This is a genomic window from Terrimonas ginsenosidimutans (assembly GCF_022012415.1).
Classification (GTDB): Bacteria; Bacteroidota; Bacteroidia; order Chitinophagales; family Chitinophagaceae; genus Terrimonas_A; species Terrimonas_A ginsenosidimutans.
In genome coordinates, this window is the sequence record NZ_JAKLTR010000003.1 from 303,048 (window position 1) to 328,334 (window position 25,287).

General features: G+C 45.7%; 24 protein-coding genes. 5 read left to right on the forward strand and 19 right to left on the reverse strand.

Translation table 11 applies throughout. The annotated features are described in order from the left end of the window. The first annotated feature begins 184 nt into the window (after window positions 1-184). Window positions 185-2,029, forward strand: coding sequence for a 2-oxoacid:acceptor oxidoreductase subunit alpha (locus tag LZZ85_RS06295; RefSeq protein ID WP_237869773.1), 1,845 nt, complete (start codon window positions 185-187; stop codon window positions 2,027-2,029). Window positions 2,030-2,185: 156 nt separating this feature from the next. Here LZZ85_RS06295 and LZZ85_RS06300 read toward each other — a convergent pair whose 3' ends face one another. The 4 genes from LZZ85_RS06300 to LZZ85_RS06315 all read right to left on the reverse strand — a co-directional run bounded on the left by LZZ85_RS06300 (window position 2,186) and on the right by LZZ85_RS06315 (window position 5,526). Next, window positions 2,186-2,887: a LytR/AlgR family response regulator transcription factor gene (locus LZZ85_RS06300; protein WP_237869775.1), complete on the reverse strand. Its 702-nt coding sequence runs from the start codon at window positions 2,885-2,887 to the stop codon at window positions 2,186-2,188. Continuing rightward, window positions 2,880-4,091 (reverse strand): sensor histidine kinase, encoded by a 1,212-nt coding sequence (locus LZZ85_RS06305; protein WP_237869777.1) that lies wholly within the window; start codon window positions 4,089-4,091, stop codon window positions 2,880-2,882. Before LZZ85_RS06305 ends, LZZ85_RS06300 begins: the two co-directional genes overlap by 8 nt. A 2-nt stretch (window positions 4,092-4,093) precedes the next feature. Next, window positions 4,094-4,435 carry a DUF4907 domain-containing protein gene (locus LZZ85_RS06310; protein WP_237869779.1) on the reverse strand — a complete coding sequence of 114 codons (342 nt, stop codon included), beginning with the start codon at window positions 4,433-4,435 and terminating at the stop codon, window positions 4,094-4,096. 68 nt (window positions 4,436-4,503) lie between these two features. Continuing rightward, on the reverse strand, window positions 4,504-5,526 hold the full coding sequence (locus LZZ85_RS06315; RefSeq protein WP_237869781.1) for a Kelch repeat-containing protein: 1,023 nt from the start codon (window positions 5,524-5,526) through the stop codon (window positions 4,504-4,506). 403 nt (window positions 5,527-5,929) lie between these two features. Between LZZ85_RS06315 and LZZ85_RS06320 the strand changes: the two genes are divergently transcribed. The 3 genes from LZZ85_RS06320 (at window position 5,930) to LZZ85_RS06330 (ending at window position 9,060) form a co-directional block, all read left to right on the forward strand. Next, window positions 5,930-7,249: a DUF4270 family protein gene (locus tag LZZ85_RS06320; protein ID WP_237869783.1), complete on the forward strand. Its 1,320-nt coding sequence runs from the start codon at window positions 5,930-5,932 to the stop codon at window positions 7,247-7,249. 5 nt (window positions 7,250-7,254) lie between these two features. Then, window positions 7,255-8,511 (forward strand): BamG family beta-barrel-assembly machinery protein, encoded by a 1,257-nt coding sequence (bamG, locus tag LZZ85_RS06325; RefSeq protein ID WP_237869785.1) that lies wholly within the window; start codon window positions 7,255-7,257, stop codon window positions 8,509-8,511. 102 nt (window positions 8,512-8,613) lie between these two features. Next, on the forward strand, window positions 8,614-9,060 hold the full coding sequence (locus LZZ85_RS06330) for a RidA family protein (protein ID WP_237869787.1): 447 nt from the start codon (window positions 8,614-8,616) through the stop codon (window positions 9,058-9,060). A 106-nt stretch (window positions 9,061-9,166) separates the two neighbouring features. Here LZZ85_RS06330 and LZZ85_RS06335 read toward each other — a convergent pair whose 3' ends face one another. The 13 genes from LZZ85_RS06335 to LZZ85_RS06395 all read right to left on the reverse strand — a co-directional run bounded on the left by LZZ85_RS06335 (window position 9,167) and on the right by LZZ85_RS06395 (window position 21,233). Beyond that, complete coding sequence (locus tag LZZ85_RS06335; RefSeq protein WP_237869789.1) at window positions 9,167-10,081, reverse strand: hypothetical protein; 915 nt, start codon at window positions 10,079-10,081, stop codon at window positions 9,167-9,169. A 57-nt stretch (window positions 10,082-10,138) separates the two neighbouring features. Beyond that, window positions 10,139-10,798 (reverse strand): endonuclease III, encoded by a 660-nt coding sequence (gene nth / locus LZZ85_RS06340; RefSeq protein WP_237869791.1) that lies wholly within the window; start codon window positions 10,796-10,798, stop codon window positions 10,139-10,141. Between the two features lie 754 nt (window positions 10,799-11,552). Continuing rightward, window positions 11,553-11,783 (reverse strand): hypothetical protein, encoded by a 231-nt coding sequence (locus tag LZZ85_RS06345; protein ID WP_237869793.1) that lies wholly within the window; start codon window positions 11,781-11,783, stop codon window positions 11,553-11,555. Between the two features lie 92 nt (window positions 11,784-11,875). Next, entirely contained in the window at window positions 11,876-12,190 is a 315-nt protein-coding gene (locus LZZ85_RS06350; protein ID WP_237869795.1) for an FtsB family cell division protein, read from the reverse strand. Between the two features lie 94 nt (window positions 12,191-12,284). Continuing rightward, on the reverse strand, window positions 12,285-13,577 hold the full coding sequence (gene eno, locus LZZ85_RS06355) for a phosphopyruvate hydratase (RefSeq protein WP_237869797.1): 1,293 nt from the start codon (window positions 13,575-13,577) through the stop codon (window positions 12,285-12,287). A 187-nt stretch (window positions 13,578-13,764) separates the two neighbouring features. Next, window positions 13,765-14,676: a gliding motility-associated ABC transporter ATP-binding subunit GldA gene (gldA, locus tag LZZ85_RS06360; protein WP_237869799.1), complete on the reverse strand. Its 912-nt coding sequence runs from the start codon at window positions 14,674-14,676 to the stop codon at window positions 13,765-13,767. A gap of 108 nt (window positions 14,677-14,784) precedes the next feature. Next, complete coding sequence (locus LZZ85_RS06365) at window positions 14,785-15,420, reverse strand: carbonic anhydrase (protein ID WP_237869801.1); 636 nt, start codon at window positions 15,418-15,420, stop codon at window positions 14,785-14,787. A 147-nt stretch (window positions 15,421-15,567) separates the two neighbouring features. Further along, window positions 15,568-17,187 (reverse strand): SulP family inorganic anion transporter, encoded by a 1,620-nt coding sequence (locus LZZ85_RS06370; RefSeq protein WP_237869803.1) that lies wholly within the window; start codon window positions 17,185-17,187, stop codon window positions 15,568-15,570. Window positions 17,188-17,447: 260 nt separating this feature from the next. Continuing rightward, window positions 17,448-17,777, reverse strand: coding sequence for a hypothetical protein (locus tag LZZ85_RS06375; protein ID WP_237869805.1), 330 nt, complete (start codon window positions 17,775-17,777; stop codon window positions 17,448-17,450). 316 nt (window positions 17,778-18,093) lie between these two features. Further along, window positions 18,094-18,762 (reverse strand): carbonic anhydrase family protein, encoded by a 669-nt coding sequence (locus LZZ85_RS06380; protein ID WP_237869807.1) that lies wholly within the window; start codon window positions 18,760-18,762, stop codon window positions 18,094-18,096. 157 nt (window positions 18,763-18,919) lie between these two features. Beyond that, the gene (locus tag LZZ85_RS06385) at window positions 18,920-19,306 is read right to left on the reverse strand and encodes a hypothetical protein (protein ID WP_237869809.1); all 387 of its coding nucleotides are present in this window, start codon (window positions 19,304-19,306) and stop codon (window positions 18,920-18,922) included. Window positions 19,307-19,403: 97 nt separating this feature from the next. Continuing rightward, window positions 19,404-19,652 carry a DUF6814 family protein gene (locus LZZ85_RS06390; protein WP_237869811.1) on the reverse strand — a complete coding sequence of 83 codons (249 nt, stop codon included), beginning with the start codon at window positions 19,650-19,652 and terminating at the stop codon, window positions 19,404-19,406. Between the two features lie 18 nt (window positions 19,653-19,670). Continuing rightward, entirely contained in the window at window positions 19,671-21,233 is a 1,563-nt protein-coding gene (locus tag LZZ85_RS06395) for an MFS transporter (protein ID WP_237869813.1), read from the reverse strand. 269 nt (window positions 21,234-21,502) lie between these two features. Between LZZ85_RS06395 and acs the strand changes: the two genes are divergently transcribed. Continuing rightward, the gene (gene acs / locus LZZ85_RS06400; protein ID WP_237869815.1) at window positions 21,503-23,437 is read left to right on the forward strand and encodes an acetate--CoA ligase; all 1,935 of its coding nucleotides are present in this window, start codon (window positions 21,503-21,505) and stop codon (window positions 23,435-23,437) included. 180 nt (window positions 23,438-23,617) lie between these two features. Here acs and LZZ85_RS06405 read toward each other — a convergent pair whose 3' ends face one another. Continuing rightward, window positions 23,618-24,184 (reverse strand): L,D-transpeptidase family protein, encoded by a 567-nt coding sequence (locus tag LZZ85_RS06405; protein ID WP_237869817.1) that lies wholly within the window; start codon window positions 24,182-24,184, stop codon window positions 23,618-23,620. A 223-nt stretch (window positions 24,185-24,407) separates the two neighbouring features. Further along, window positions 24,408-25,280 carry an outer membrane beta-barrel protein gene (locus tag LZZ85_RS06410; RefSeq protein WP_237869819.1) on the reverse strand — a complete coding sequence of 291 codons (873 nt, stop codon included), beginning with the start codon at window positions 25,278-25,280 and terminating at the stop codon, window positions 24,408-24,410. Between the last annotated feature and the right edge of the window lie 7 nt (window positions 25,281-25,287).

A 25,287-nucleotide genomic window follows, 5' to 3' on the forward strand; every position in this document is an offset into this window, starting at 1 on the left:
TTGGCCGATCGGGGATCTATAACAAGTTTTGGTTTAGAGGGTAGTGACCGGCCCAAAGGGGCTTCCTGCCGGTTTTCCAAAGGGGGGACGCTTACTAATCCTGGAAAAAAAACACTGATGTGACCATAATCCCCCATTCCCTCGCGAAACTAACGTAAATTTGCAGCCACAATTTTTGTAGACAATGGCCCGTAAACAGGAAGTCCTCCAGGACGTAGTGATAAAATTTGCCGGTGATTCCGGCGATGGTATGCAATTGACTGGTACTCAGTTCACTAATAATACCGCTTTATTAGGAATCGATCTGTCTACCTTCCCTGATTTCCCTGCCGAGATCCGTGCCCCGATAGGGACGATCCCCGGAGTTTCGGGTTTTCAGCTCAGATTTTCCAGCGACAGGGTCTTTACGCCCGGCGATGCCTGTGATGTGTTGGTGGCAATGAATGCAGCTGCTTTGAAGGCAAATCTCGGCGCACTCAAAAAAGGTGGTAAGATCATCGTTAATACAGATGGATTTGATTCCAAGAATCTCCGCCTGGCTAATTATCCGGACGGAGAAAATCCGCTCGAAAACGGCAGCCTGGAAAATTACGAAGTCATCAGGATTGATGTAACCAAGATGACCCGTGAAGCACTGAAGGAGTTCCAAATGGGTATGAAGGAAAAAGACCGTGCGAAAAACATGTTCGTGCTCGGGTTTCTTTACTGGCTTTATGGACGGGACATGAGCAATACCACCGACTTCCTCAAAGAGAAGTTTGGCAAGAAGCCAGATATTCTTGACAGTAATATGAAGGTGCTGCAGGCAGGATATAATTACGGGGATACCACGGAAGCTTTTGCGATTACCTACAAGGTGGAAAAAGCGAAAATGCCTTCCGGCACCTATCGTTCTGTAATGGGCAATCAATCATTAGCATATGGATTGATCGCTGCCGCACAGGTAAGTGGTTTGCCGATGTTTCTTGGTACTTACCCCATCACACCCGCTTCAGATATTTTGCATGAATTAAGCCGTCACAAAAATTTTGGGATCCGCACATTCCAGGCTGAAGATGAGATCGCTGCTATTACCTCCGCGATTGGAGCTTCATACGGCGGCGCATTAGGCGTTACAACAACGTCAGGGCCGGGGATGGCCTTAAAAGCTGAAGCGATGGGACTTGCCGTAATGCTTGAAGTTCCTTTGGTGATCATTAACGTGCAACGTGGCGGTCCTTCAACGGGCTTACCCACAAAAACGGAACAAAGCGATCTGCTGCAGGCCTATTATGGAAGAAATGGCGAGTGCCCCATGCCTGTGATCTCTGCATCTACTCCCGCTGATTGTTTTGAAGCTGTGTATGAAGCGGTGCGTATCTCTGTACAACACATGACGCCTGTTATTTTTCTGAGTGATGGTTATATCGCGAATGGCGCTGAGCCATGGAAGTTCCCGGCAACAGCCGATCTTCCCCCGATCCATGTCAAATTCAAGACTGAACTTGGTCATGGCGAAGAAAAATTGCAGCCATATCTGCGCGATGAAAAACTCGCACGTCCATGGGCTGTTCCCGGTACTGCGGGCCTGGAACACAGGATCGGTGGTCTCGAAAAGCAAAACATTACCGGTAATATCAGTTATGACCCGGAGAACCACCAATTGATGGTAAAGATCCGGCAGGAAAAAGTAGATAAGATCGCAGAATATATCCCTGAGCAAAAGATCGATAGTGGCGCAGCCAAAGGAAAGGTATTGGTGTTAGGTTGGGGGTCAACGTTTGGTGCGATCAAATCAGCGGTATCCGAATTGATCGCTGCAGGACATGAAGTAAGCCACGCGCACCTCCGTTATGTGCGCCCATTCCCTAAAAACCTGGGCGAGATCCTGAAAAGTTTTGATACAGTGCTGGTTCCGGAAATCAATAACGGACAACTGATCAAGATCCTGCGTGATGTTTACCTGGTCGATGCAAAACCATACAACAAGATCATGGGAGTGCCGATCACGAAGACAGAGCTTGTAGAAGAGATCAGGAAATATTTGTAAAATACTTTGCTGAAATGCAAGCCCTGGCTGATCAGCCGGGGCTTTTTATTTTCATTTGGGAAAGATGGCTTGTAGTCGGACGGATAAGATCCGGAACAAAACAGGCCTCAGGCACAGAAGATGAACTGCGTTTAAGGCCGGCAGATGCCAGATCTGTCAATGCTGTTCGATCACTGCAAAAAAACCATCCCTGTAGTTATCACTCACGGGAAGCGAATGCTGCTGTATTGTCACAGACTTTCGTGATGCCGTATGGATCTTACGTATTGCAACGATATAAGACCGATGGATACGCACAAATTCATTTCTATCCAACAGGTCTTCAAAATATTTCAGATTGTGTAAGATCAGCAACGGGTTTGTCGCGCTTGTCAGATGCATCTTTGTATAGTCTTTATATCCTTCGAGGTAAAGAATATCGTCAAAAAAGATCTTGTGCATCTTATGCGATACATTAATAAAGAAATAGTCTTTCCCTTTTTCTTTCTCTTTCGAATGTTTTGTTTCAACGAAATCCTTTACACGATTACACGCCGTAATGAATTTCTCAAATGAGATAGGCTTCAGTAAATAATCCATTGCCTTCAGTTCAAATCCATTCAATGCATACTCACTGTAAGCCGTTGTAAAGATCACTTCAGGTTTGTTCTTTAATGAACGATAAAAGTCAATGCCCGTGATGTCCGGCATTTTTATGTCAAGAAATAACAGGTCAACAGCAGATGATTCCAAAAGCGAAATAGCTTGCAGTGGCTCCTCAAACTTTCCGAGAAGTTTGAGATAAGGGGTCTTGTTCACGAAATCTTCCAGCAACTGAAGAGCAAGTGGCTCGTCGTCGATGAGGACACAGTTAAGCATTGGTAAGTGGTACTTTAAGGTTTACAGTGTATTGATCACCGGAGTGATGATAATACAATTTGTACTGATTGGGATAGAGCAGCTCAAGTCGGCGTGTAACGTTTTTCAGCCCTAATCCGCCGGGAACAAAACTATCCTTTTCCACTATCGGGTTGCTTACTGTGAGTGTTAAGGTTTCTTCAAAGATTTTTATGTCGATAATAATTGTAGAGGGTTGCGTGTAGCTGATTCCATGTTTGAATGCATTCTCTATGAGATTGATCAATAATAACGGTGCAATGAATTTTCCTTCTTTATATCCGCCCACTTTGTAGAATAATGTCACCCTGGATGATAAGCGAAGTCGCTGAAGCGCAATGTAATTGTCAATATACTGGATATCATCCGCCAATGGTACTTTGTCTGCGCCGGAATCATACAGGCTGTATCGCAATAGTTCAGATAGCTTAAGAACAGAGTATTCGGTATTTTCCGAACGGGCGTGAGCCTGGGAATAAATAGAGTTCAATGTGTTGAAAAGAAAATGTGGATTGATCTGTGACTTTAAGAAGTTTACTTCTGCATTGAGGTTTGCATTTTCAAGATTTCGTTTTTCATTTTGATTCCTGATGAATGAATAAGCCAGCCGGATCATTCCACCCAGCAGCAGCAGGAAGAGGCAGGTTGACGCAGTCCGGTTGATCGTAAAGAACAAAGCGGGTTCAGCCGGTCTGGCTAGCACCCTGTCCCTGAATATCTCTTTAGGCATGCCGGGAAACGCTTCCGGTCCGATAGAGTCAATAATAAATGTTCTTACTTCTTCCGGTGCATTTTTTAATCGAAGAGATCCCAGCCGGGCCGGTCCCTGAGCCATCATGCCGGGAATATTGTTGCGCAGGTAGATATCAGAAGCACAAACCAGTACTAAAGCAAACAGCACAGCGGCAAAATAAAGACTGTATCGTTTCTTTTCGAATAAACGGGGCAGGAAGAAATAGTAGTTGACATAGAACAACGTGATCGGGATGATCTTTGTGATGATCTCTCTCCGCCAGATAGGGTCACCCTGGAATCTTGTTGGATAAAACAGCAAAGGCAGCAAGAGAAATGCCGCCCAGGCTGATACATGCACCAGAATGATCAATAAAAGATGTGGTTTGCTTTTTGTTTTTTGAAAACCGAACAGGGTGAACAAAAATCGATTGATATTTTCTTTACTCGCCATAATTATTTCAATGAAGGACAGATCTCTGCAACTTCATCTTTTGTCAGTGTCGGCAGATCATCACTGTTCGATAATTTCTCTAACACCAGGTTTGCGGCTTGTTGTGCCTGTTTCTTTTCAGGAAACGGAATACCCCTCCCGATAGAAGGGATAGACTCCTGGTGAATGATCACGCTATCATCCACCAGGATATCATATCCCCAACCATTCCAAACCGAAAACACCTCCGCTGAATAGCGGGCGGCTTCTTTGACTGGCTGCCGACGGGTCTTGTAGGCAAGTATCGTGATCGATACAAGCAATGATGACAGCAGGACAGTGATCGTATGTTTTGATAATTTCATTGTTGTCTTGACATAAGGAATATCGCGGTGAGTGGCATCCCGGATAAAGCTCACCGCTATCCCATTTATTAATCGTTATCCACCTGTTCATCGTTTGGTAGTAATTCATACATATTATCCATGGTCAGTGAGATGTTACGGCCCGTTGCAACAAACCCGCGGCTGCTGATATTGAACCCAACCGCGCCTGTACGGGAGGTGCCTTCGAAGCCTGTCTTTTCTGTCCATCTGTCTGTGATTGGATCATATTGCCAAGTCGTTGCATTGTTGGCTGAATTGTTTTCTCCGGTGGCGAGATAGACATAATTGCCGATCACGAAGGTTACACCATTTGAGCGGGGGATCGTTCCATAGTCATCATCGTATGAGTCATCTGAATAGTTGTAGATCTTCGTTTTTTCTGTCCACTCGTCTGCAGAAGCATTGTATGCCCACAGATCCTGCTGTATCTCGCCGTTGTTATTGCCGGAACAGATGTATGCCTGTCCATTTACAACAAAGGCCATAGCCGCAGACCGTTTTGATCCGCCCACACTTGCTTTCTTGATCCATTGGTCCTGCGTGGGATCATACTGCCAGAGGTCTTTCAGATAGTTGCCGTCATATCCACAGCCGATATAACCTTTGCCATCTACGGCAAATGCTACGGCATCATATCTGGCTGTTCCTGCGAACTCTGCTTTTGCCGTCCAGGTATCTGTTGCCTGATCATACTCATAAAAGTCTTTTAATCTGGCTGATCCATCGTAGCCTGTGCCGACATAACCTTTTGTGCCGATAGAGAATGCAATGGCGGAATTCCGCGCCGCACCCGGCAGGTCTGCCCTTTGTGTCCAGTAGCGTTTACTGGTGCTGTATTCCCAAAGATCCTTGAAGCGTTCGGTTGTGGCGGTACCTGAACAAACGTAAGCATAGTCTCCGATCGTAAAGGCTACGGCTTCGCTTCTTGCATTGCCTTCGAAATCGTCAGATTTTTTCCAGTTTCCGATCAGTTCGCTGTCATCGTCGGTCGACTTAGTGCAACCCTGCGATACAATCATAGAGGTGGAGATCATAGCGGCCCCGATGAGGTAAGCGTGTACATTTTTCATTATAAACAGTTTTGATGCTGGAAGCCGATGGCGCTCCAGGGGTCTTAGATGAAATTTTTATAAAAATATCAGTGCGGCGTGGGAAGGATATCTTAAAATAGATGAATAGCCCGGGTGACCAGATGAATCGGGCGGGTTTCTCGATTCGAGTGTGTAGGAGGGAGGTTCGCTGACCGTTGTCCGTTGACCGTTGACCGGAGGTAAAACGAAGTTGCAGAGAATTGATTTTTCGTTTATAAGTAAAAAGGGTTACGCCTGACGCAGACGGTCATCGGGCATCATTTCTCATCCGATCGTCTCCAAACAATCATTCGCCGATTTATTCTTCGCATTGATATACTATAACACTTCTCCATTCATCCCCACAGATAAATTCGCCCATTCGAAACTAAACCCAACCATCATGAAGGGAATTTACCTGGCCATTATTAGTGTGCTGATCCTCGCTTCCTGCACGCGTAAGGAAATTGAATTCGGCACCATTCCGGAAAATGCGTATACCAGTATCGCGTATATAGATACAGTGTCTGCGCAACTGTCTACTGTGCTGCTTGACTCGTTCAAAACAAATGCTGACACTTCGTTCTTACTCGGTCGTTACTATGATCCCTACCTCGGAACTATTTCGGCAAAGCCGTTTTTTCAGATGAGTGTACCGGCAAGTCTTCCGGATATTCCGTCCTCGGCCATACTCGATTCCCTGAGCCTGATCATTAAACCCAATAAGTACTACTATGGTGATACATCAAGGCTTCAGACTGTCGCGGTGTACGAACTCGCTCAGCCAATATCATTTACTTATAACAATCAGTTGTACAATACAAGTGATATCCAGGTAAAGCCGGTTCCACTCGGTAGCCGGGTTATTAAAATAAGCCCATCCAATACGGATTCATTTACTATCCGTCTGTCAGATGAGAGGGCCATTGCTTTATTTAATAAAGTGAAACAGAAAACTTCGGATGTTACCACCCAGTCGGAGTTCCTCAATTATCTGTATGGTCTCAGCATCGGAACAGCTGTTAATGATATCGGGGCAGTAATTGGTTTGAAAGGAACAGATGCTTCTTTTGTTATGCGTTTGCATTATCATCTCACCGTTCCTTATCCGGAACCCGCATTCGTTGATTTTACTTCGCTTGCGAATGAATATGCATTCACGCAAGTGCTGCCCGACAGGACCGGGACCGGCTTGAGCGTTTTAACTCCGGGAGTATCAGAGATCTCCCCCGCGCTAACAAATGGCAGGGCTTTTCTGCAACCTGGTTCGGGGATTACGTTGAAAATGATCTTTCCGACTTTAAGAGGTGTCCTGAACCGGGAGAATAACGGTATGGTAAAATTGTTAAAAGCTGAACTGATCGTTAAGCCTAAGGAACTTTCTTCCGATCTGTTCATCTATAAACTGCCTGCAGCGTTAAGCCTGGCTCAGACGGATGCGACGAATCTTGTCGGAAATAATGTACTTGATTCCACGGGGCTTGCCACCCTGATCGCAACGCCAACAATAGACCAGGTGTATGGCGTTAATAATTACTACAGATTCAATGTTACACAATACATCAATCAAATGCTCACCACTACCGGTATGGAAAGATCTGGATTCTACCTTATGCAGCAGGCATCAACCGCCCGGATCATGGATCGTCTTGTGGTAGAAGCAGCCGGTGGTAAAGAGGCTGGAGTGATGTTATTACTATACGTTCTAAATATCAATAACTAAAGCTTATGAAGTATAATAAACGATCGCTGGCCGTGTCAGCGGGTCTTTTCGTGATCTTGCAGGTGAATGCGCAGAATATGAACAGTCCCTATTCCATTTATGGGATCGGCGATATTGATTTCAAGCCATACAACAGAACAAGTGGCATGGGTGGCGCAGGGCTTGCGTTGAACTCATCATACTACCTGATTGATAATAATCCGGCAGCTATTGCCGGACTACAAAAAAGCTTTTATACAATAGATGCTGCCTTTACAGGAAAATCGGTAAGGTATTCCGGCGGACCGATCAATGCTGATAATAGCGATAACAAGGATTTCTGGATAAAGCGGTTGGCATTTGCGGTGAAGATCAACAATAGCTGGGCAAGCGGGATCGGGATCGGACAATTCAGTAACGTAAATTATGTATTAACTGGTACAAAGCCTGTAGATGGTACAACCGGAACCTATACGACGTACTATGAAGGCGATGGAGGTCTGAACGAATATTACTGGAATAATGCTTTTAAGATCGGTAAGCGTTTAACGCTCGGCGTTAAGTCATCCATTCTTTCAGGATCGATCAATCAAACAGAAACGGTAAGTGACGCCGGTTTATCCACGGCTGTGTCGACAAAGGTCCAGGACTATATGAGTAAGGCGCGGTTTCAATTTGGCGCAATCTATACCCAACCATTGAGCAAGACCTGGGAATTATCTGTTGGCGGAAAATACATTCCAACTGTGAACATGCGGTCGGACAGGTCGCTTACCGTAACAGACGGCACTTCTGTCATACTGGAGGATGATTTTATTAAAACAGACCGGTTCAGCCTGCCGGATACCTACGCGGGAGGTATAGCGTTGAGAAAGCGGAATAAGATCACTTACGCACTTGACTATTCCTATGAAGACTGGTCTTCACTCGGTATAAAAGACAATGGCTGGCAGTTGGTCAATAGCAGTCGCATCGCCGGAGGGATCGAACTTTCCCGGCAGGCCACTACATGGAATAAGCAAACAATCGAAAAAGGGTTTTTTCAGTTTGGAGCATTCTTTAATAACTCATATCTGCAGGTAAGGAACGAACCGATACGCGAGTATGGGATCACGGCAGGAATAGGCGGAATCATTGGTGGCGGCCTTTTTTATACAATGTCGCTTGAAGCGGGAAGCCGGGGAACCAGGCAACAGGATCTCATTAAGGAGAATTATGTGCAGGCAACTTTTACATTCTCTTATCGCGATTTCTTACAAAGCAAGGGAAGACGATACGATTAAATTTAGAGGCGGATCATGCTGATTCATCATTCGAATATTCAATTCATCCAGACGGGGTGTCGGGTCAGGTTAAAATCGATTAACTTGCCTGAAACCCTTTTTATGAGAAATATACTGGTATTGTTCGCATTAATGGCAAGTGTTTGTGCCGCAAATGCACAAACGGAAAAAATCGCACCACTGGCTAAACAAAAATGGCATTTCGGGAATCCGCAGGGACAGGATTCTGCAGCGGGATATGCGCAGGTTGTCAAGGTCGATAATGTGATCTATATATCAGGCACGGTAGCACGTGATATCACGGAAGCCGGTATCCGCCAGCTCTATGCAACACTGGAAAAGTGCCTCGCTCATTTTGGCGCAACATCTCAACACGTTGTTAAGGAGAATCTTTACACGCTTGATCTGGACGCAATGAAAAAAATGAATGAAGTGAGAAGAGCATTTTATAAGAATGATTTCCCTTCAGCAACATGGGTTCAGGTGAGCCGGCTGTACACACCGGATCTTAAAGTTGAAATTGAGTTGATCGCACATTTGCCGAAATGATCAGCTGCGTGCCAGCTGCGATCTATATGCTGATATTTAATACACCGGGAGTCAGGCCCCCATATCTAAGGCGGCCTGACTTCTATAGTTGCCGTTCCAGTATTTTCTATTTCACCCTTGACCTGAATACATACCCCAGCTTCAGCAGTATGCTGAAATAAGCGTCATTATTCTTATCACTTCCCCTTTGTTCTCCGACAGAAAAACTCCTTCCAGGTTGTATTTCCCCCATTCTGTTGTAAAGATGTTTTGCGACCTCCGCCTGCGACGCATCAAGGTATGTTGCAAACAGTGTTGCATCGATGTACGAGGTACTTACATCATCAAGATGATCAGTAAATAATATGCGATACGACAATTCCAGTTTTACATTGAACAGTGGCCCCGTTTCATATCGCAGGCCCACACCCAGCGGAATAGAAAGCTGTTTCCTCCGGTACGGTTTTCTTCCGTTGTATTCTGAAAAGCCCTGACCCTCCAACCTTAAGGGATGAAGCTTATGCCAGGTGCCGCCGATTTTAGCTTCCGGGTCAAAGGAGAAGAGCGAAATGCCCGCAAGAATATATGGCGACCAGAAAGGTATTTCACTCTCATCAGTGAGTTTCCAGAATAAAGGGTGCGTTTCAACAGATAATTGCCATTCATGTATACGGCTTCGGAAATGAAGATTACGGCCATACCTGCCGCCCGGGTCGGGATCAGTACGTTTAAGCACGCTGTCCGCTGCGCTGATATTGCCCGATTGATGATCGAGCTTCAGCGAGAGAACATCTTTGTAGGTTGCCGTCAGATAAGCGCTCACCGCAGGCTTTGTTGATCGCCAGTCAATATCTTTCAGGAACCTTCCTCCATTTCCTTTTCTTCCGCCAAGATCTGTCAGGCAATTCATGAAGCCCGCGCCCGCACCACCTTCCCAGACCCAATTGTAATTATAGAACCAGGTGTTATAGAATTGTTGGCCGATCACCGGTCTGCCGGAAAGAATAGCAGTGCCGCAGATCAGCAGTAGTAATGATTTCATCAGCATTAAGATTTAATGCCGCTTTCAGGGATGATAAAGCTACGTCAGGGAGGAGGTTTAATCAAAGGGGATTCCACCGTTTAATTTGTGAAAATACTGACAGATCTTCCGTAATCCACACACTTCACAGCGGGGATTTCTGGCGACGCAGATGTAACGCCCATGCAGGATCAGCCAGTGATGTGCTCTATGTACGAGCTCTGTTGGAATATTTTTGATGAGTTCTTTTTCCACCGCCAGTGGAGTGGAAGCTGTTTGTGGTACGAGTCCTATACGTTTGCTTACGCGATAAACGTGGGTGTCAACAGCCATATTGGGTTGCTGATCCACTACAGAAGTGATCACATTGGCTGTTTTGCGCCCAACCCCCGGCAATTTGATGAGCTCTTCGACTGTCATCGGGATCTCGCCTTTGAAATCATCCATTACCATTTTCGCCATTCCAATAAGATGCTTTGTCTTATTGTTAGGGTAAGAGATACTTCTGATAAAAGGAAACAGCTCCTCAAAATCAGTTTGACTCAAAGACGCTACATCAGGAAATTTTTCAAAGATGGCCGGGGTGGTGAGGTTGACACGTTTGTCTGTGCACTGAGCAGACAGGATAACGGCCACCAGCAATTGATATGGATTGTCGTATATAAGTTCAGTTTCGGCATCGGGCGCATTCTTCTTGAAGTACTCTATTACGTACTGGTAGCGTTGTTTGCGGGTCATAAGAGCGCAAAGTTATGGCGTAGTGACGGATCAGGAACAAAGGTTGGGGGAAGGGAGGGATCATGTTGAAAAGTTGGGGGATGGTCTACAAATGGCTTGGGTTGAAATGTTCCGGATGAGCATTGCTGGCATAAACTTCTGGCGGCCCTGCCACCGTAGCGAAGCGGAGGAGGGAACCTGGGCCAGTCGCTCAAAAGATTTATCGCCCTCAACGTGTCAGCTTGTCACCATTTTTCACTGCTTAAAATCCCGTCAAACTTTGGACGGCCAAAGGACGACCAAGAGACGAACTAACGACGACTAACAAGCATTTCAAAAACACGCGAAGTTTGACCCTGAATGATTATCATCAGTCGACACATCAGCTGGCTTCGCGTGCCAGAATGTCGTATCCAAGGAGCATATATTGCTTCTTAAAAACCTGTAAGTGGACAAGTGATAATAACCCGTTTGCAGCATACCGGCAAGCCTGATTACATCTGGCGAGGGACCGAAGCAAAAGCAAAAACTTTAAACTTTTAAACCATTAAACACTTGGACAACCATCCCACAACTTTTACGCTTGATCCGTCGGGAGGATCATTCTGTATGTGTAGCACCTTCAATCCCTGAGGCTTCTATCACGAGCAAGAGCTAAGCAGGCAACTAAGATGACAGTAATCCTCTTGATCCTTTTTTCCCTCCACCTCTTTGCATAAAAAAAGGTCGATTCATTGAGATGAACCGACCTATCAAAAACTTATAACAGAAACCTTTAAACCTGCTCGGCTGACTGTTCCCTGGCGTAATTCAGAATGTTTAACACAACATCTGTCCTGGGAGCTTCCATTACGGTGTCAAGCCGCTTCATTGAGTCTTTCAACACTGCTAATTTTTCGCGCAGCGTCCAATCAGACTCCAGTGCGTTTTTAATCGCAACTGTTTGTTCCTCAGATGCTTCATTGTATAAATACAACAGAAGATCTTCTGGTGTGTAATTGTTCATGAGCAAACCATTAATGTCCAAAATATAACTTGTCCGAAGTTATGTGTCCGGAATAAAAACGGGGGATTAAATTCCTTATTGCCCGCAAAAGGTTAATTATTCCCTTTTGAGGAGTTTTCCGGTATAAGATACAGATCCTCATTGTCTCTTTTCATCAGGTATTTTTCCCTGGCGAATTTCTCCAGGATCCCCGGATTGGATTTAAGTTGCTCTAATTCTTTACGTTCTGAAGTGATCTCGTCGGAATAATACTCCCGGCTCTCTTCCAGTTCCCGCAGTTGTTTTTTTCTCCCCATTTGCGTAAAAATGTCGTTTTTGTCAAAAAACAGCATGATTGCCGCAAAAACGGCGATAGCAACAAAGTATTTGTTGCGGAGCCAGGCGGGGATGCGGGACAACAGGTTCATAGCCAAAGTTGTTTTGAAGTTTAAAGGTTTGAAAGTTTAATAGTTTAAAGGCAGCTTTTGAACCGTTAAACTATTAAACTTTCAAACTTTTGACTTATTTCTTCCCAAACTTAATCTTTCCTTTCGGGTAAACTGCGCTGCTGCCCAGTAACTCTTCGATCCGGATAAGTTGGTTGTATTTTGCGATACGGTCTGTACGTGAAGCGGAACCAGTCTTGATCTGGCCGCAATTCAGGGCAACCGCCAGGTCAGCGATCGTTGTATCTTCTGTTTCGCCAGAGCGGTGGCTCATGATCGTATTATAGCCATTGTGCTGCGCGAGAGATACCGCATTGATCGTTTCAGTAACAGTACCGATCTGGTTTACTTTTACGAGCAGACCGTTAGCGATGCTTTTATCGATACCTGTTTGCAGGCGGGTTACGTTTGTAACGAACAGATCATCACCCACAAGCTGGCATTTGCTGCCAACAGCTTGTGTCAGTGCCGCCCATCCGTTCCAATCGTCTTCTGCCATACCGTCTTCGATAGAAGCGATAGGGTAGTTCTTCACCCATTTTTCCCAGAACTTAACGAGTTCATCGCTGCTCAGGGATTTACCGTCACTTTTATGGAAAACGTATTTTTTCTTTTTCGCATCCCACAGTTCAGTGTTTGCCGCGTCCATGGCGATCATGATCTGAGAGCCTGCTTTATAACCAGAAGCCTGGATCGCTTCCATTACGGTATCGATCGCTTCTTCGTTTGACTGGATGTTTGGTGCAAAACCACCTTCGTCACCTACGTTCGTGCTGAATCCTTTTTTCTTCAATACAGATTTCAGCGTGTGGAAGATCTCCACACCCCAGCGAAGACCTTCGCTGAAAGTTGGTGCGCCAACCGGCATGATCATGAATTCCTGGAAGTCGATCTTGTTATCAGCGTGAGCACCACCATTCAGGATATTCATCATCGGGATAGGTAGTGTTTTTGCGTTTGTGCCGCCGATGTAACGGAACAACGGGAGAGAAGCTTCTTCAGCAGCAGCTTTTGCAACAGCCATACTCACGGCAAGTGTTGCATTCGCGCCTAATTTGGCTTTATTGGGAGTGCCGTCAAGTTCGATCATCAATTGGTCGATTCCAGTCTGATCAGCTACATCGTAGCCAAGCAGCACCGGAGCAATGATGTCATTTACGTTTTTAACGGCTTTGAGCACACCTTTACCTACGTATTTCTTTTTATCGCCGTCCCGTAATTCAACGGCCTCATGCGCACCGGTGCTTGCACCGCTAGGTACAGCAGCACGGCCGAGGGCGTCTTCATCTGTTAATACATCCACTTCTACGGTTGGGTTGCCACGGCTGTCAAGGATCTGCCGTGCGAAGATTTCGGAAATGTAGCTCATGATCGGTTTCTTGAGTTTTTATATAAAATATCCGGATTGGTTAGCGCCCGGGCGTTTATAGCCGGGACTCCGGGATCGATTGCAAAGAAACGAGTTTCGGGGAACGTTGCAAAACCTAATCGTCAGCAGCTTGATCGTTGACCGTTCACCGTTGATCGTTGTCCGGTCAACGGTCAACGGACAACCGTCAACGGTTCGTTGTCAGATTCCGGAATACATCTTCCAGGCTCCGACTCTCCGTTTGCAGAGAAATGATGCTGTTATTATTTTGTAAAGCGAATTCGAGGATCTGTTTGCTTAAGGTTTCGGGGTCAGCAGAGGTGACCCTGTACATGGTTTCGCCAAGCCGTTCCACTGCGGCATTACCGAGCGTGGTCTTCAACGTTTCTGTTTCGATCGGTTTTTTGAAATGGACCACCACGGCCTGCTGAGTGGTTTCCGCAGTCTGAAGTTTTGACAGCTTATCATCCGCCACCAGCTGCCCTTTATTGATGATGATCACCCTGTCGCAGATTGCTTCCACTTCCTGCAGGATATGAGAGGAGAATAATACGGTTTTATTTTTGCCTTGTTGCCTGATCACTTCCCGGATCTCAATGATCTGGTTTGGGTCAAGACCCGAGGTCGGTTCATCAAGGATCAGCACTTCCGGCTGATGTACCAGCGCTGCTGCGAGTCCGACACGTTGCTTATATCCTTTGGATAGCTGCCCGATCTTCTTTTTGCTTTCCAGTTTCAGTCCAACAATGTCTATCACCTGCTCAACCGCCTCTTTTGGCGAAGCCACCTCATGTATTTCCGCAATAAAGCCAAGGTATTCGCGCACATACATATCGTAATACAGCGCATTCAGTTCGGCAAGATAGCCGATCTTCTTTTTCACCGCCAGCGGATCATTGCCAACGGGGATACCGCAAACAACGGCTTCGCCGGATGTTGGTTCCAGGTAGCCGGTGATGATCTTCATGGTCGTGGATTTTCCTGCACCGTTAGGCCCAAGAAATCCCACGATCTCTCCTTTTTCCACTTTGAAAGAGATCTGGTTGACGGCTTTCTGCTCACCGTATACTTTGAGAAGGTCTTTGACTTCAATAGACATGATACAAACCTACGGAATAAGTGAGAAGTACAAAGTCAAAATTAAAAAGTAACCCCGCTTACCAACAGCATGATTTTGCAGTTCATAAGCGGGGCTACTTTTACTTCGCTAAAGATCATCAATCTCATAGACAGACTCGATCTCCGCTCCGGCCTTCATGTCAAAGACCGGTTTGATCAGCCCGTCTTTCAGGCTGTATACCCAGCCGTGCAGGTCGGGACGCTGTTCGTTTTTCCATGCCCGCTGGATGCTCGATTTGCGCGCAAGATTTTTCACCTGCTCCATCACGTTCAGTTCGGTCAGCCTGTCTGCGCGTGCGGTATCGTCATTGATCGCATTCAATTCGTCTTCGTGTTTATGATAAACATCCTTGATATTGCGAAGCCACATATTCAACACAGGTTTGAAATCCTTTCTGGAAGCAGCGGCCTGCACTCCTCCGCAACCGTAGTGGCCGCATACGATGACATGCTTCACTTTCAGATGATTCACGGCATAGTCCAGCACCGCCAGCATATTCAGGTCTGAATTGACCACAAGGTTGGCAACATTGCGATGAACAAAGATCTCACCCGGTTGTGTGCCGGTGATCTGATTGGCGGGAACACGGCTGTCACTGCATCCTATCCAGAGGAACTCCGGCGTTTGCAGTTTTGCCAGATTGGTAAAAAATTGAGGGTCATCTGCAACCATTTCTGCAGCCCAGGCTTTGTTCTCAAGTAGAAGTCTGTCGTATGAAAGCATAAGATTTATCTGTTGGTTTGAATGGAACTTTATTTACTGGCGTAACACTGTACAAGGTACGAAAAAAAGAGGCCCTTCAGGGAAGGTCCTCTTTTTAGTTTGTATTATGTTTTCGAGGCGCAGGGAAGCGTATCATCAATGGCCTGATCAGTTGGCCAGCTTCGCAAGATCCTTATCATGTTCACGGATGATCATATGGGAATTGGGTTCGGATCCGGCCACCAGATCATGAAACCCCTGTTCTTTCGTGCGGCTTTTTCTAAGCTCTACTTCAATGTTCTTCAGCGGAGCAGCGATCATGAAGTCTTCGATCGTTTCGACAACATCACGATCGATATAGTCGGCACGCGTTGTATCGATCAATACAAAAGAATTTTCAGGCACTTCTTCCAGCTTGCGTTTGATGATGGCCTTGTTCAGGAAGGAAACATCCTTTCTTAGCCTGAACAGGAATTTATTCTGATCATTTACCACGAATACAGCTGAACGGAAATTACTGCGGAATGCGAAGAACAGACCAACACCGATACCAATGATCACACCTTTCAGCAGATCGGTGGCAAGGATCGCTACGATCGTGATCACAAATGGCAGGAATGAATCCCATCCTTTTTTATAGAAGTTGATGAACAGCGATGGCTTAGCCAGTTTATAACCGGTGAAGATCAGGATCGCAGCAAGGGCCGCTTTCGGGATCAGGTTAAGAATGGCGGGGATAAATGCCACGCAAAGCAACAATAGTGAACCGTGCAGAATGGTGGACATTTTTGTTTTTGCACCTGAGTTAACATTGGCAGAAGAACGTACGATCACACTTGTTACAGGCAAACCACCAAGCAGGCCGGAAAGGATATTACCAACACCCTGTGCTTTTAACTCACGGTTGGTTGGTGTTACGCGCTGATACGGATCAAGATCGTCAACCGCTTCAATGCTCAGCAGGGATTCAAGGCTCGCTACCAGTGCAAGTGTTACTCCCGTCATCCAGACAGCCGGATTCGCGATCACACTCCAGTCGGGCCTTTTGAAGAAGGAAAGGAACTCACCTGCGTTTGATGCCTGCGGGATGATCACAAGATGCTCTCCCTGCAATGCGTTTCCATTACTCTGAAAAAGAGAATTCAGTCCGACACCGATCAATACAACCAGCAAAGGAGCCGGGATCAGTTTAATGAAGCCGCTTTTATTGGCCACGATCTTTTCCCAGGCAAAATAGACCGCAAGGCAGCCTCCGCCGATCAGCAATGCTATGGGTGTGATGTGTCCGAATGCACCGATGAAGTTGGAAAAGATATTGCCCTTATCCTGAGGCACGCCTTCATCTGTTTCAAAATGAGAGTCGTCACCAAGAAGGTGAGGGAACTGGTTAAGAATAAGGATCAGACCGATCGCGGCCAGCATTCCTTTGATCACATTGTTAGGAACATAGTCTCCGATCACACCAGCTTTCAAAAAACCGAGTATCACCTGCAGTACGCCTGCTATAACAACTGCGACAAGAAACGCTTCGAAAGAATTAAGACTGATGATAGCAGCTGCTACGATGGCTGTAAGACCAGCTGCAGGGCCACTTACACTCAAATGTGATTTACTTAACAGGCCCACCACGATGCCGCCGACAATGCCGGCAATAAGGCCGCTGAATAGTGGTGCATTGGATGCCAGCGCTACGCCAAGACACAGGGGGAGCGCCACCAGGAATACTACGATAGAGGATGGAATGTCGTTCGATAGACTCTTGAGATAATCTTTTGCACGAGGTGCCATAACAACTTGTTTTGATAGTAAAGTAGATACAGGGTATTCTTTGATCAGTGATTTTCCGATTTTGTTCAAAGGAAGATGACAGACTGCGGATGCCGCAGCTTCAGCAGATAACATGGTCATTGGCTGGTCTAAGCACGCAGTCTCAGCAGAATGCTTCAGGATCTGAAAAGGTCGCCAATCTATGCATGAGTATCGGCCCAAAGCCAGGCCAACGGCCATCAGCCATCGTCAAAGTGATGTCGGAGTGAACCGCTTGCGGCTTACGCTTTTGGCGGCGGCGAAACAAGCTCGCCATGAAATGCGATATACGCAGTAATATGATGCGTGCGATAAGAAGTTACGATCGTTGTGGAAGCATGCTGGAGTTCTTCATTCTCGTGCAGGTATTCATTGGCTGTGGAAGACGGCGAAGAGGAGACTTTTTCTTCCTCACTGCCGGCCAGCGGCGATGTCGAATTACCTTTCTTTTCCGTTTTAGCCTTGAGCTGCATACTGGCGCCTACAAATGGTGCACTGATGGTGAGCCAGAGAAGCATCATTATCATCAGAATGCTACCGGAAATGATCAATATGTTTCGACGGAATATCATACACTGAGTAAAGTTATCCCAGAACAATAAGCATCAAAGAATGTTCCGGAAAGATTACACTAAAATTACATTTACAGCCGCTGCTTTTTTAATGAGTAACTATTTGATTTAAAGTCCTGCGATGAAAAATAGAACTGAAACTTTATTTCATTTTAATTCTATTCTTATCATTTTCTTAATTTTAAGGACTGCGGAAAAAAAGGCCCCGCCTAGACAAGCAGGGCCGCAAAATCAACTCTGAGAAAAACGGGACCGATCGCGTAAGCGACCTATCCAGCATTTTTGTAGATATATTGATGTGCCGGAGCACTTCTACTTATACAGTTGTTGCGCTTTCTTCTACTACCGCTTCTGACTCAGCAAACATTACACGGGTAAAGCTTACTTTCCCATTCTCCACATTGTAGATACCGCCTACGATTCCGATCTTTCCTTCTTCATACAGATCACGGAGTATAGTGCTTTTCTCAAGGACCTCATTCATGCTTTCGATCACGTTTGCCTGGGCAACTATCTCAGCATAGTTTTCTTTAGTGGTCTCTTTTGATGCTGCGGATGTTTTTTCAATTGCCGGGTTGACTTTCTCCAGCAGGCCAGTCAGATTGCCCAGCTGAACATGATCACATGCGCCTTTGATCGCCCCACACTTCGTGTGTCCTAATACAACCACCAGCTTGGATCCTGCCACTGCGCAGGCATATTCCATACTGCCTACTATATCGTCATTTACCACATTTCCCGCAATACGGATACTGAAAATATCGCCGATCCCCTGGTCAAAGATGTGCTCAACCGATGTACGGCTATCCATACAGCTCAGGATCACAGCCCACGGATATTGTCCGTTAGCAGTTTCGTCCATCTGCTGAAGAAGGTCACGATTCAGTTTCAGGTTATTGATAAAACGTTTATTGCCCTCTTTCAATACTTCAAAAGCATCAGAGGGAGTCAAGTTCTGTTGAAACTCTTTTGTATGCGTTCTCATTTGTTGATCTTAAATAATAGATTGATTAAATGCCACCACAATTTTCATGCGGGACGAATAGTGAACTTGAAATAAATACGTTGGAACATCAGCCAGCTGCTTTTCAACAGCGTGTAAGGCATTAGTTACTACAGGACAAGGCACAGAAATGCCGTTATTATCCTATGCAGTTTGGGGGAGGACAAAGTAATTCGCCGTGAAAAGCAACATACTCAGAGATGGTATGCTGTGGCGTGTGATTTAAAGAAAGCTCTGCCAGGTGGAAAAGCTCACTATCCATATGCAAGTACTCTTCCGAAATGGAATTGACTCCGTTAGAGGTCTTTTCTTCTGTACCACCCAGCGGCGTGCAGGCTTGTTCATCATCTGCCGTACTATCATCTGTGCTCTGGGAAGAAGCGGCTGACAGCGCTTGCTGATAAGCAGCTTTGGATTGAGACGCAAATACAAAAGGCGTGCTCACCGTCAGCCATACCATCATCAGCAGCATCGTAATGCTGGTGATATAATGTCTTAGCTGATATGTTGAGACTGCTTTTTTCATTGCGTTCAGCGTAAAAATATACTAAAACAGCGAGAGAGAAAAAAGGTTTGGGTATTTTTTACATTATCATTTGATTCAGACGGGGTTTTATCCCCGTTTAATTGAGTTCGTCCGACTTTGAAGGCAGTTTGGCATACTCTCCTTTCAATGCATAAAGACCGAATATAAACAGCCCGATGGCGATCGGTGTGAAGATCAGGATGATGATGATCCAGACAACCGGGTTGTTAATGTCCTTAGTACCAGAGGGATCGATATGAGTGATAGCCCCACTTACCAGGAAGTAGATCACCGCAGGTGCAAGTATGAGCCAAACCAGGCCAAGCAGCTTTTTTACAGTATTCATAAAAAAAGTTTAAAGTTTTTAATCCGTTACATTTTCGTCGATCTTATTGCTCAGATATACTACGCCAATGACAAAACACAGGGATGCGACCCCTATCGGATACCATAATCCAACCAGTGCATCCGCAGGGAAACTGGTGGTCAGCAGTAATCCAATAAATGGCACGAGCCCTCCAAATACGCCGTTGCCAATATGATAAGGCAATGACATGGATGTGTAACGGATCTTTGTAGGGAACAACTCCACAAGGAATGCGGCGATAGGACCATATACCATCGTTACATACAGGATGAGGGCAAACACAAGTGCTACGAATTTCCAGTATGTTGCCGATGTCAGATGCTTATTGACAGCCACAGGAACGGAAGACACCGTTGTCTTTAAATCAAGAACACCCTGATTCGATACAATAGTATCGCGGTACTGGAAGGTTACCGCTGACCCATCTGCAAATTGTTCTTTCGTTTCAATATGATTGATGAAAACAAGATTTCCGTTCTTTTCAAGAGTGTCGGTTTTTTTTATCTGGGCGTTCTCGGGTTGCAGAGCCAGCTTCCCATCTTTCAGCAACTGGTTTTCGACTTTGCTTTCCGTAAGAAAAAAATTAAAGATGGGCCGGTAGGTGACAATGCCCAGCAACATCCCGATCAGCATGATCCATTTTCTGCCCACTTTATCGCTCAGCCAGCCAAAGAACAGAAAGAATGGGGTGGCAAATGCAATTCCCCATAACATGATCGTACGGCTTTGTTCAAACTCGATCCCGCATTTTGTTTCCAGGAAACTTTGCGCATAAAATTGTCCCGTATACCAGATCACTCCCTGGCCCATTGCGGCGCCAAACAAGGCCAGTAATACCATTTTGAAATTCGCTTTATTACGGAAACTTTCTTTTAACGGGTTCTTCGATGTTTTTCCTTCTGCTTTCAGCTTTGAGAATAATGGAGACTCTGACATGCGCATCCGGATGAATATTGATACACCTACCAGCAGGATGGAGATCCAGAACGGATAGCGCCAGCCACCCCATTCCGCATTAAAAGAAGAATCAGTCATGTTCATTTTTACAAGCATGATCACGCCAAGCGCAACGAAAAGTCCCAGTGTTGCTGTTGTCTGTATCCATGCTGTATAATAACCGCGTTTCCCTTTAGGCGCATATTCTGCTACATACGTCGCAGCACCGCCATATTCTCCTCCAAGCGCCAACCCCTGCAACAGCCTTAGCAGCAGGACCAGCAATGGTGCGGCCATGCCTATGCTCTTATAACCGGGTACGAGCCCGATCAGGAAGGTAGATCCACCCATCAATACAAGTGTAACAAGAAAGGTATACTTACGGCCGATCAGATCCCCCAGTCGCCCAAATACCAATGCACCAAATGGTCTTACAATAAATCCTGCGGCAAAAATGGCCAGCGTACTTAATAAGGCAGCCGTTGCATTGCCTTCAGGGAAAAACTGCGTACTGATAGTTTTGGCCAGCATTCCGAATATGTAGAAGTCATACCATTCGATCAATGTTCCGACAGAAGATGCAGCAATTACCGTTCGGATGCCGCGGGAAGAGATATTATTCATATGTACAAGTTGCCTTCGAAAGATAAAGCATCAGGGAGGAAGTAAAAAGTAAAAATTAAAAAGTAAAAAAAAGAGTTAGCTAACAGTTGTATGTTGTCTGGATCTGTAAGTAATGAAAAAGTTGGCGAGAACGTTACCGGCATTATTCATCAAATCCGAAACGACATCTGTTACGATCCTCCTATATTTATATTTCAGACCGAAAGTTTTTTAATTTTTACTTTTTACTTTTGACTCAACGCATCGAATAATCAACAAAACAGATTGTAATGTCATATCCCTACCAGATCAAGTCGCTAGAAGAATACAAAAAAGCCTATCAGCAAAGTATTGAAGACCCCGAAAAGTTCTGGGGAGACATTGCGTCCAATTTTACCTGGAGAAGAAGGTGGGATAAAGTGCTCAACTGGGATTTCAAAGAGCCTAAGATCGAATGGTTCGCCGGCGGCAAATTAAATATCACGGAGAACTGTCTCGACAGGCATTTGCCTTCTCTTGCGGAAAAGCCTGCTATTATCTGGGAGCCCAATAATCCTGAAGAGAGGACAAGGGTGGTCACGTATGAACGTCTGCACAAACGCGTTTGCCAGTTTGCACAGGTATTAAAGAATAATGGTGTAAAGAAAGGGGACCGGGTTTGTATCTATATGGGAATGGTGCCTGAGCTTGCTTATGCCGTTCTGGCCTGTGCAAGGATCGGTGCGATCCACAGCGTGATCTTTGGCGGTTTCTCCGCGCAAAGTATCGCAGACCGTTTGGAAGACGCCAAGGCTGAATTTATCGTTACCTGCGATGGCGCGTATCGCGGTGGAAAGGATATTCCCCTGAAAAGTGTGATCGATGATGCGCTGATCGGCAACAAGACCGTTAAACGCGTGATCGTATATACACGTACCCGCACGCCTGTGAGTATGATCAAAGGGCGGGATGTGTGGTGGGAAGATGAGATGCGCGCAGTAACAGAAAGCGGTGAACAGGCAGAAGGGTATGGGCAGATCGAAGTAATGGATGCCGAAGATCCTTTGTTCATCCTTTACACATCCGGCAGCACCGGCAAACCCAAAGGCGTGGTGCATACCAGCGGCGGTTACATGGTGTGGACCAACTACACATTTGTAAATGCGTTCCAGTATCAGCCGGGGCAGGTTCATTTCTGTACCGCTGATATCGGTTGGATCACCGGGCACAGTTATATTATTTATGGTCCGCTAACGGCCGGCGCCACGTCGATCATGTTTGAAGGCGTCCCCACCTGGCCCGATGCCGGAAGGTTCTGGGATATCATTGATAAATATAAGGTGGACATTCTCTATACCGCTCCTACAGCCATCCGCAGCCTGATGGGATTCGGGCTCGATCCGTTGAAAGGTAAAAGCCTTGCCTCACTGAAAGTGCTCGGTACGGTGGGAGAGCCGATCAATGAAGAAGCATGGCACTGGTATGACGAACATATTGGTAAAAAGAAATGCCCGGTCGTAGATACCTGGTGGCAAACAGAAACAGGAGGCCTGATGATCACCAATCTCGCAGGCGTAACCCCCGCAGTGCCCTCCTGGGCTACACTGCCGATGCCGGGTGTGCAGGCATTGCTCGTTGATGAGAAGGGGCAGGAGATCACCGAAAAAGACGCAGACGGATATTATAAAGGAAACTTATGTATCAAGGCGCCATGGCCCGGGATATTAAGGACCACCTACGGGGATCATGAGCGTTTCAAAACAAACTATTTCAGCACTTACGAGAATATGTATTTCACGGGTGACGGAGCGCTGCGGGATGACCAGGGCTTCTTCCGCATCACGGGTCGGGTGGATGATGTACTGAATGTCAGTGGACACCGTATCGGCACCGCAGAGGTGGAGAACGCGATCAATATGCATGCGAGCGTTGTCGAAAGCGCAGTTGTAGGCTATCCACACGATATCAAAGGCCAGGGAATTTATGCATATGTGACTGTAACCGGGTTCAGAGGAGATGAGCAAAGCACCCGTCAGGATATCATTCAAACGGTCTCACGCATCATCGGTCCGATCGCCAAGCCGGATAAGATCCAGTTTGTAAGCGGTCTTCCAAAAACAAGAAGCGGAAAGATCATGAGAAGGGTCTTGCGTAAGATCGCAGAAGGCGAAACCTCGAATCTTGGAGATACCAGCACTCTTCTCGATCCATCTGTGGTTGAGGAAATAAAGAATGGTAAGTTGTAGTAATAAATAAAGCAGCCCGGATAAGTGCTGCTTTACAGAGGTTTTCCTGAATAATATAGTTGGTGCGGGAAAGGAGCAAAAACTATTCCAGAGTGAGGTACAAGGTAAAAAGTCAAAATTAAAAATTAAAAAACTGCATCAGCCGCGCTTTTTTAATTTTTAATTTTGACTTTTTACTTCTTATTTACGAATAGTGACTTTCGTCCCTACACCTGTAAAGCCATATATCTCCAGAACATGATCCTTTTTCATGGAGATGCAACCCATTGTCCAGTTTTTGAATTTGTCGATGACAAAATCTTCATGAGGATAGGTGCCATGAATACCAATGGCTCCGCCAATGCTGGCATTCGCCGGAATTTCGCCACGTTGTTTTCTTGCTTTGAATTTATCCCAGCTTTCTTTTGTCGGATAATCTATTGCCATAAAGCGATACCATTTTTCATGCACACGCTTGCTGATGATCTTGAAGCTTCCTTCGGGCGTATTATTATCGCCCTCCATTTTTTTATCTTCCAGGCTATTGTTCCCAAATACAACGGGGTAAGTTGCATACCATCCTTTTTCATCATATACACTAAGCTCATAATCCGACTTATCGATAGTAATGCTGACCGCACCTTCCGGCGCTGCTGAAGTTCGTTTGAAGGAAGTGGATACCGGAGCTGAGTTCACCGGCTTATTCGTATTTACAGTTAGCAGGCCAGAGGCCAGTATCACGGAGGTTAGAACAACAACGCTTTTCATATTAACTGCTTTATCCTTCCGGATAAAAACGGAAGTACTGGATTTTTATTTTCACATCAATCGTCTTTAACGATTGTTTGACAAGGTACGCTCTATGCAAAAATGATGCAAAGAAAAATCCCGGAGGGATTTAAAGTCAAAAAAGAGAATTATAAAGTAAAAAAGGGCCGTATAAATACGACCCTTTTTTACTTTATATAAGAATTTTTTATTTTTAGTTCTTTTAAAAGTTAGAAAAACGGAAGCCAAAGTTATACGGCGTCATATCCAGTCCTTTTTCGAACATGCTCTTGAACGCGTAAGAACCATAGAGTTTCACGACACCCAGCGATACTTCACCTACATAAGACAGTTTCCATTTACGCAGATCAAAATTGCCCTTTGTTTTATCTACGTCGCCATCCAGTTTGACCTTCTGACGTGCGCTGTAAAGATAACCGGCGCTGACACCGGCGCTAAATCCATAAGCCCGGCTCTTATTGGGTGTGAAATTGAAGTTCAGCATCACAGGCATTGTCAGGTAGTCTGCCGCAAGTTTGTTTTTAGTAAGACCTGAGTATGACTGATCAACCAATGTGGGATTTTTGTTGAAGCGGATCGACTTATCCTCAAAGAAATAGTTGTTCAATTCAATGCCGATGCCGTATTTCAGGTTCACTATATGTTTGGCGAGGTTGATCCGTTGTGTGAGCACCCAGATGTTGACATTGCGCGATTTGAACGGACGAAGTTTGAACCAGTCTTCATTACTTCCTGGTGCAAAACTCTGTGCAGCGGCGCCTGCATAATCTGTGTTATCATTATAGTTGGAAAAACCCAGGTCAACGATCCACCAGTTGGTGCTGATATTCGCAGGCTTATCATAGTTGCGGCGACCAAGACGAACATTCACATTGAAGTTGCGGTTACGTTTCGATTTTACAGTATCTCCACCGCCGCCGCCCTGTTCGCGGATGATCACCATTCCTCCGATCCTGATCGTATCCGGATTTTTTTTGCCTGAAGTATCCGTAGTGGTTCTTGTTGTTGAGTCAGTTTGGGAAAAAGCTGTAGCCATGGTGCATAATGCTATGCACAGTGTAAAAATTCTTTTCATCTCTCTA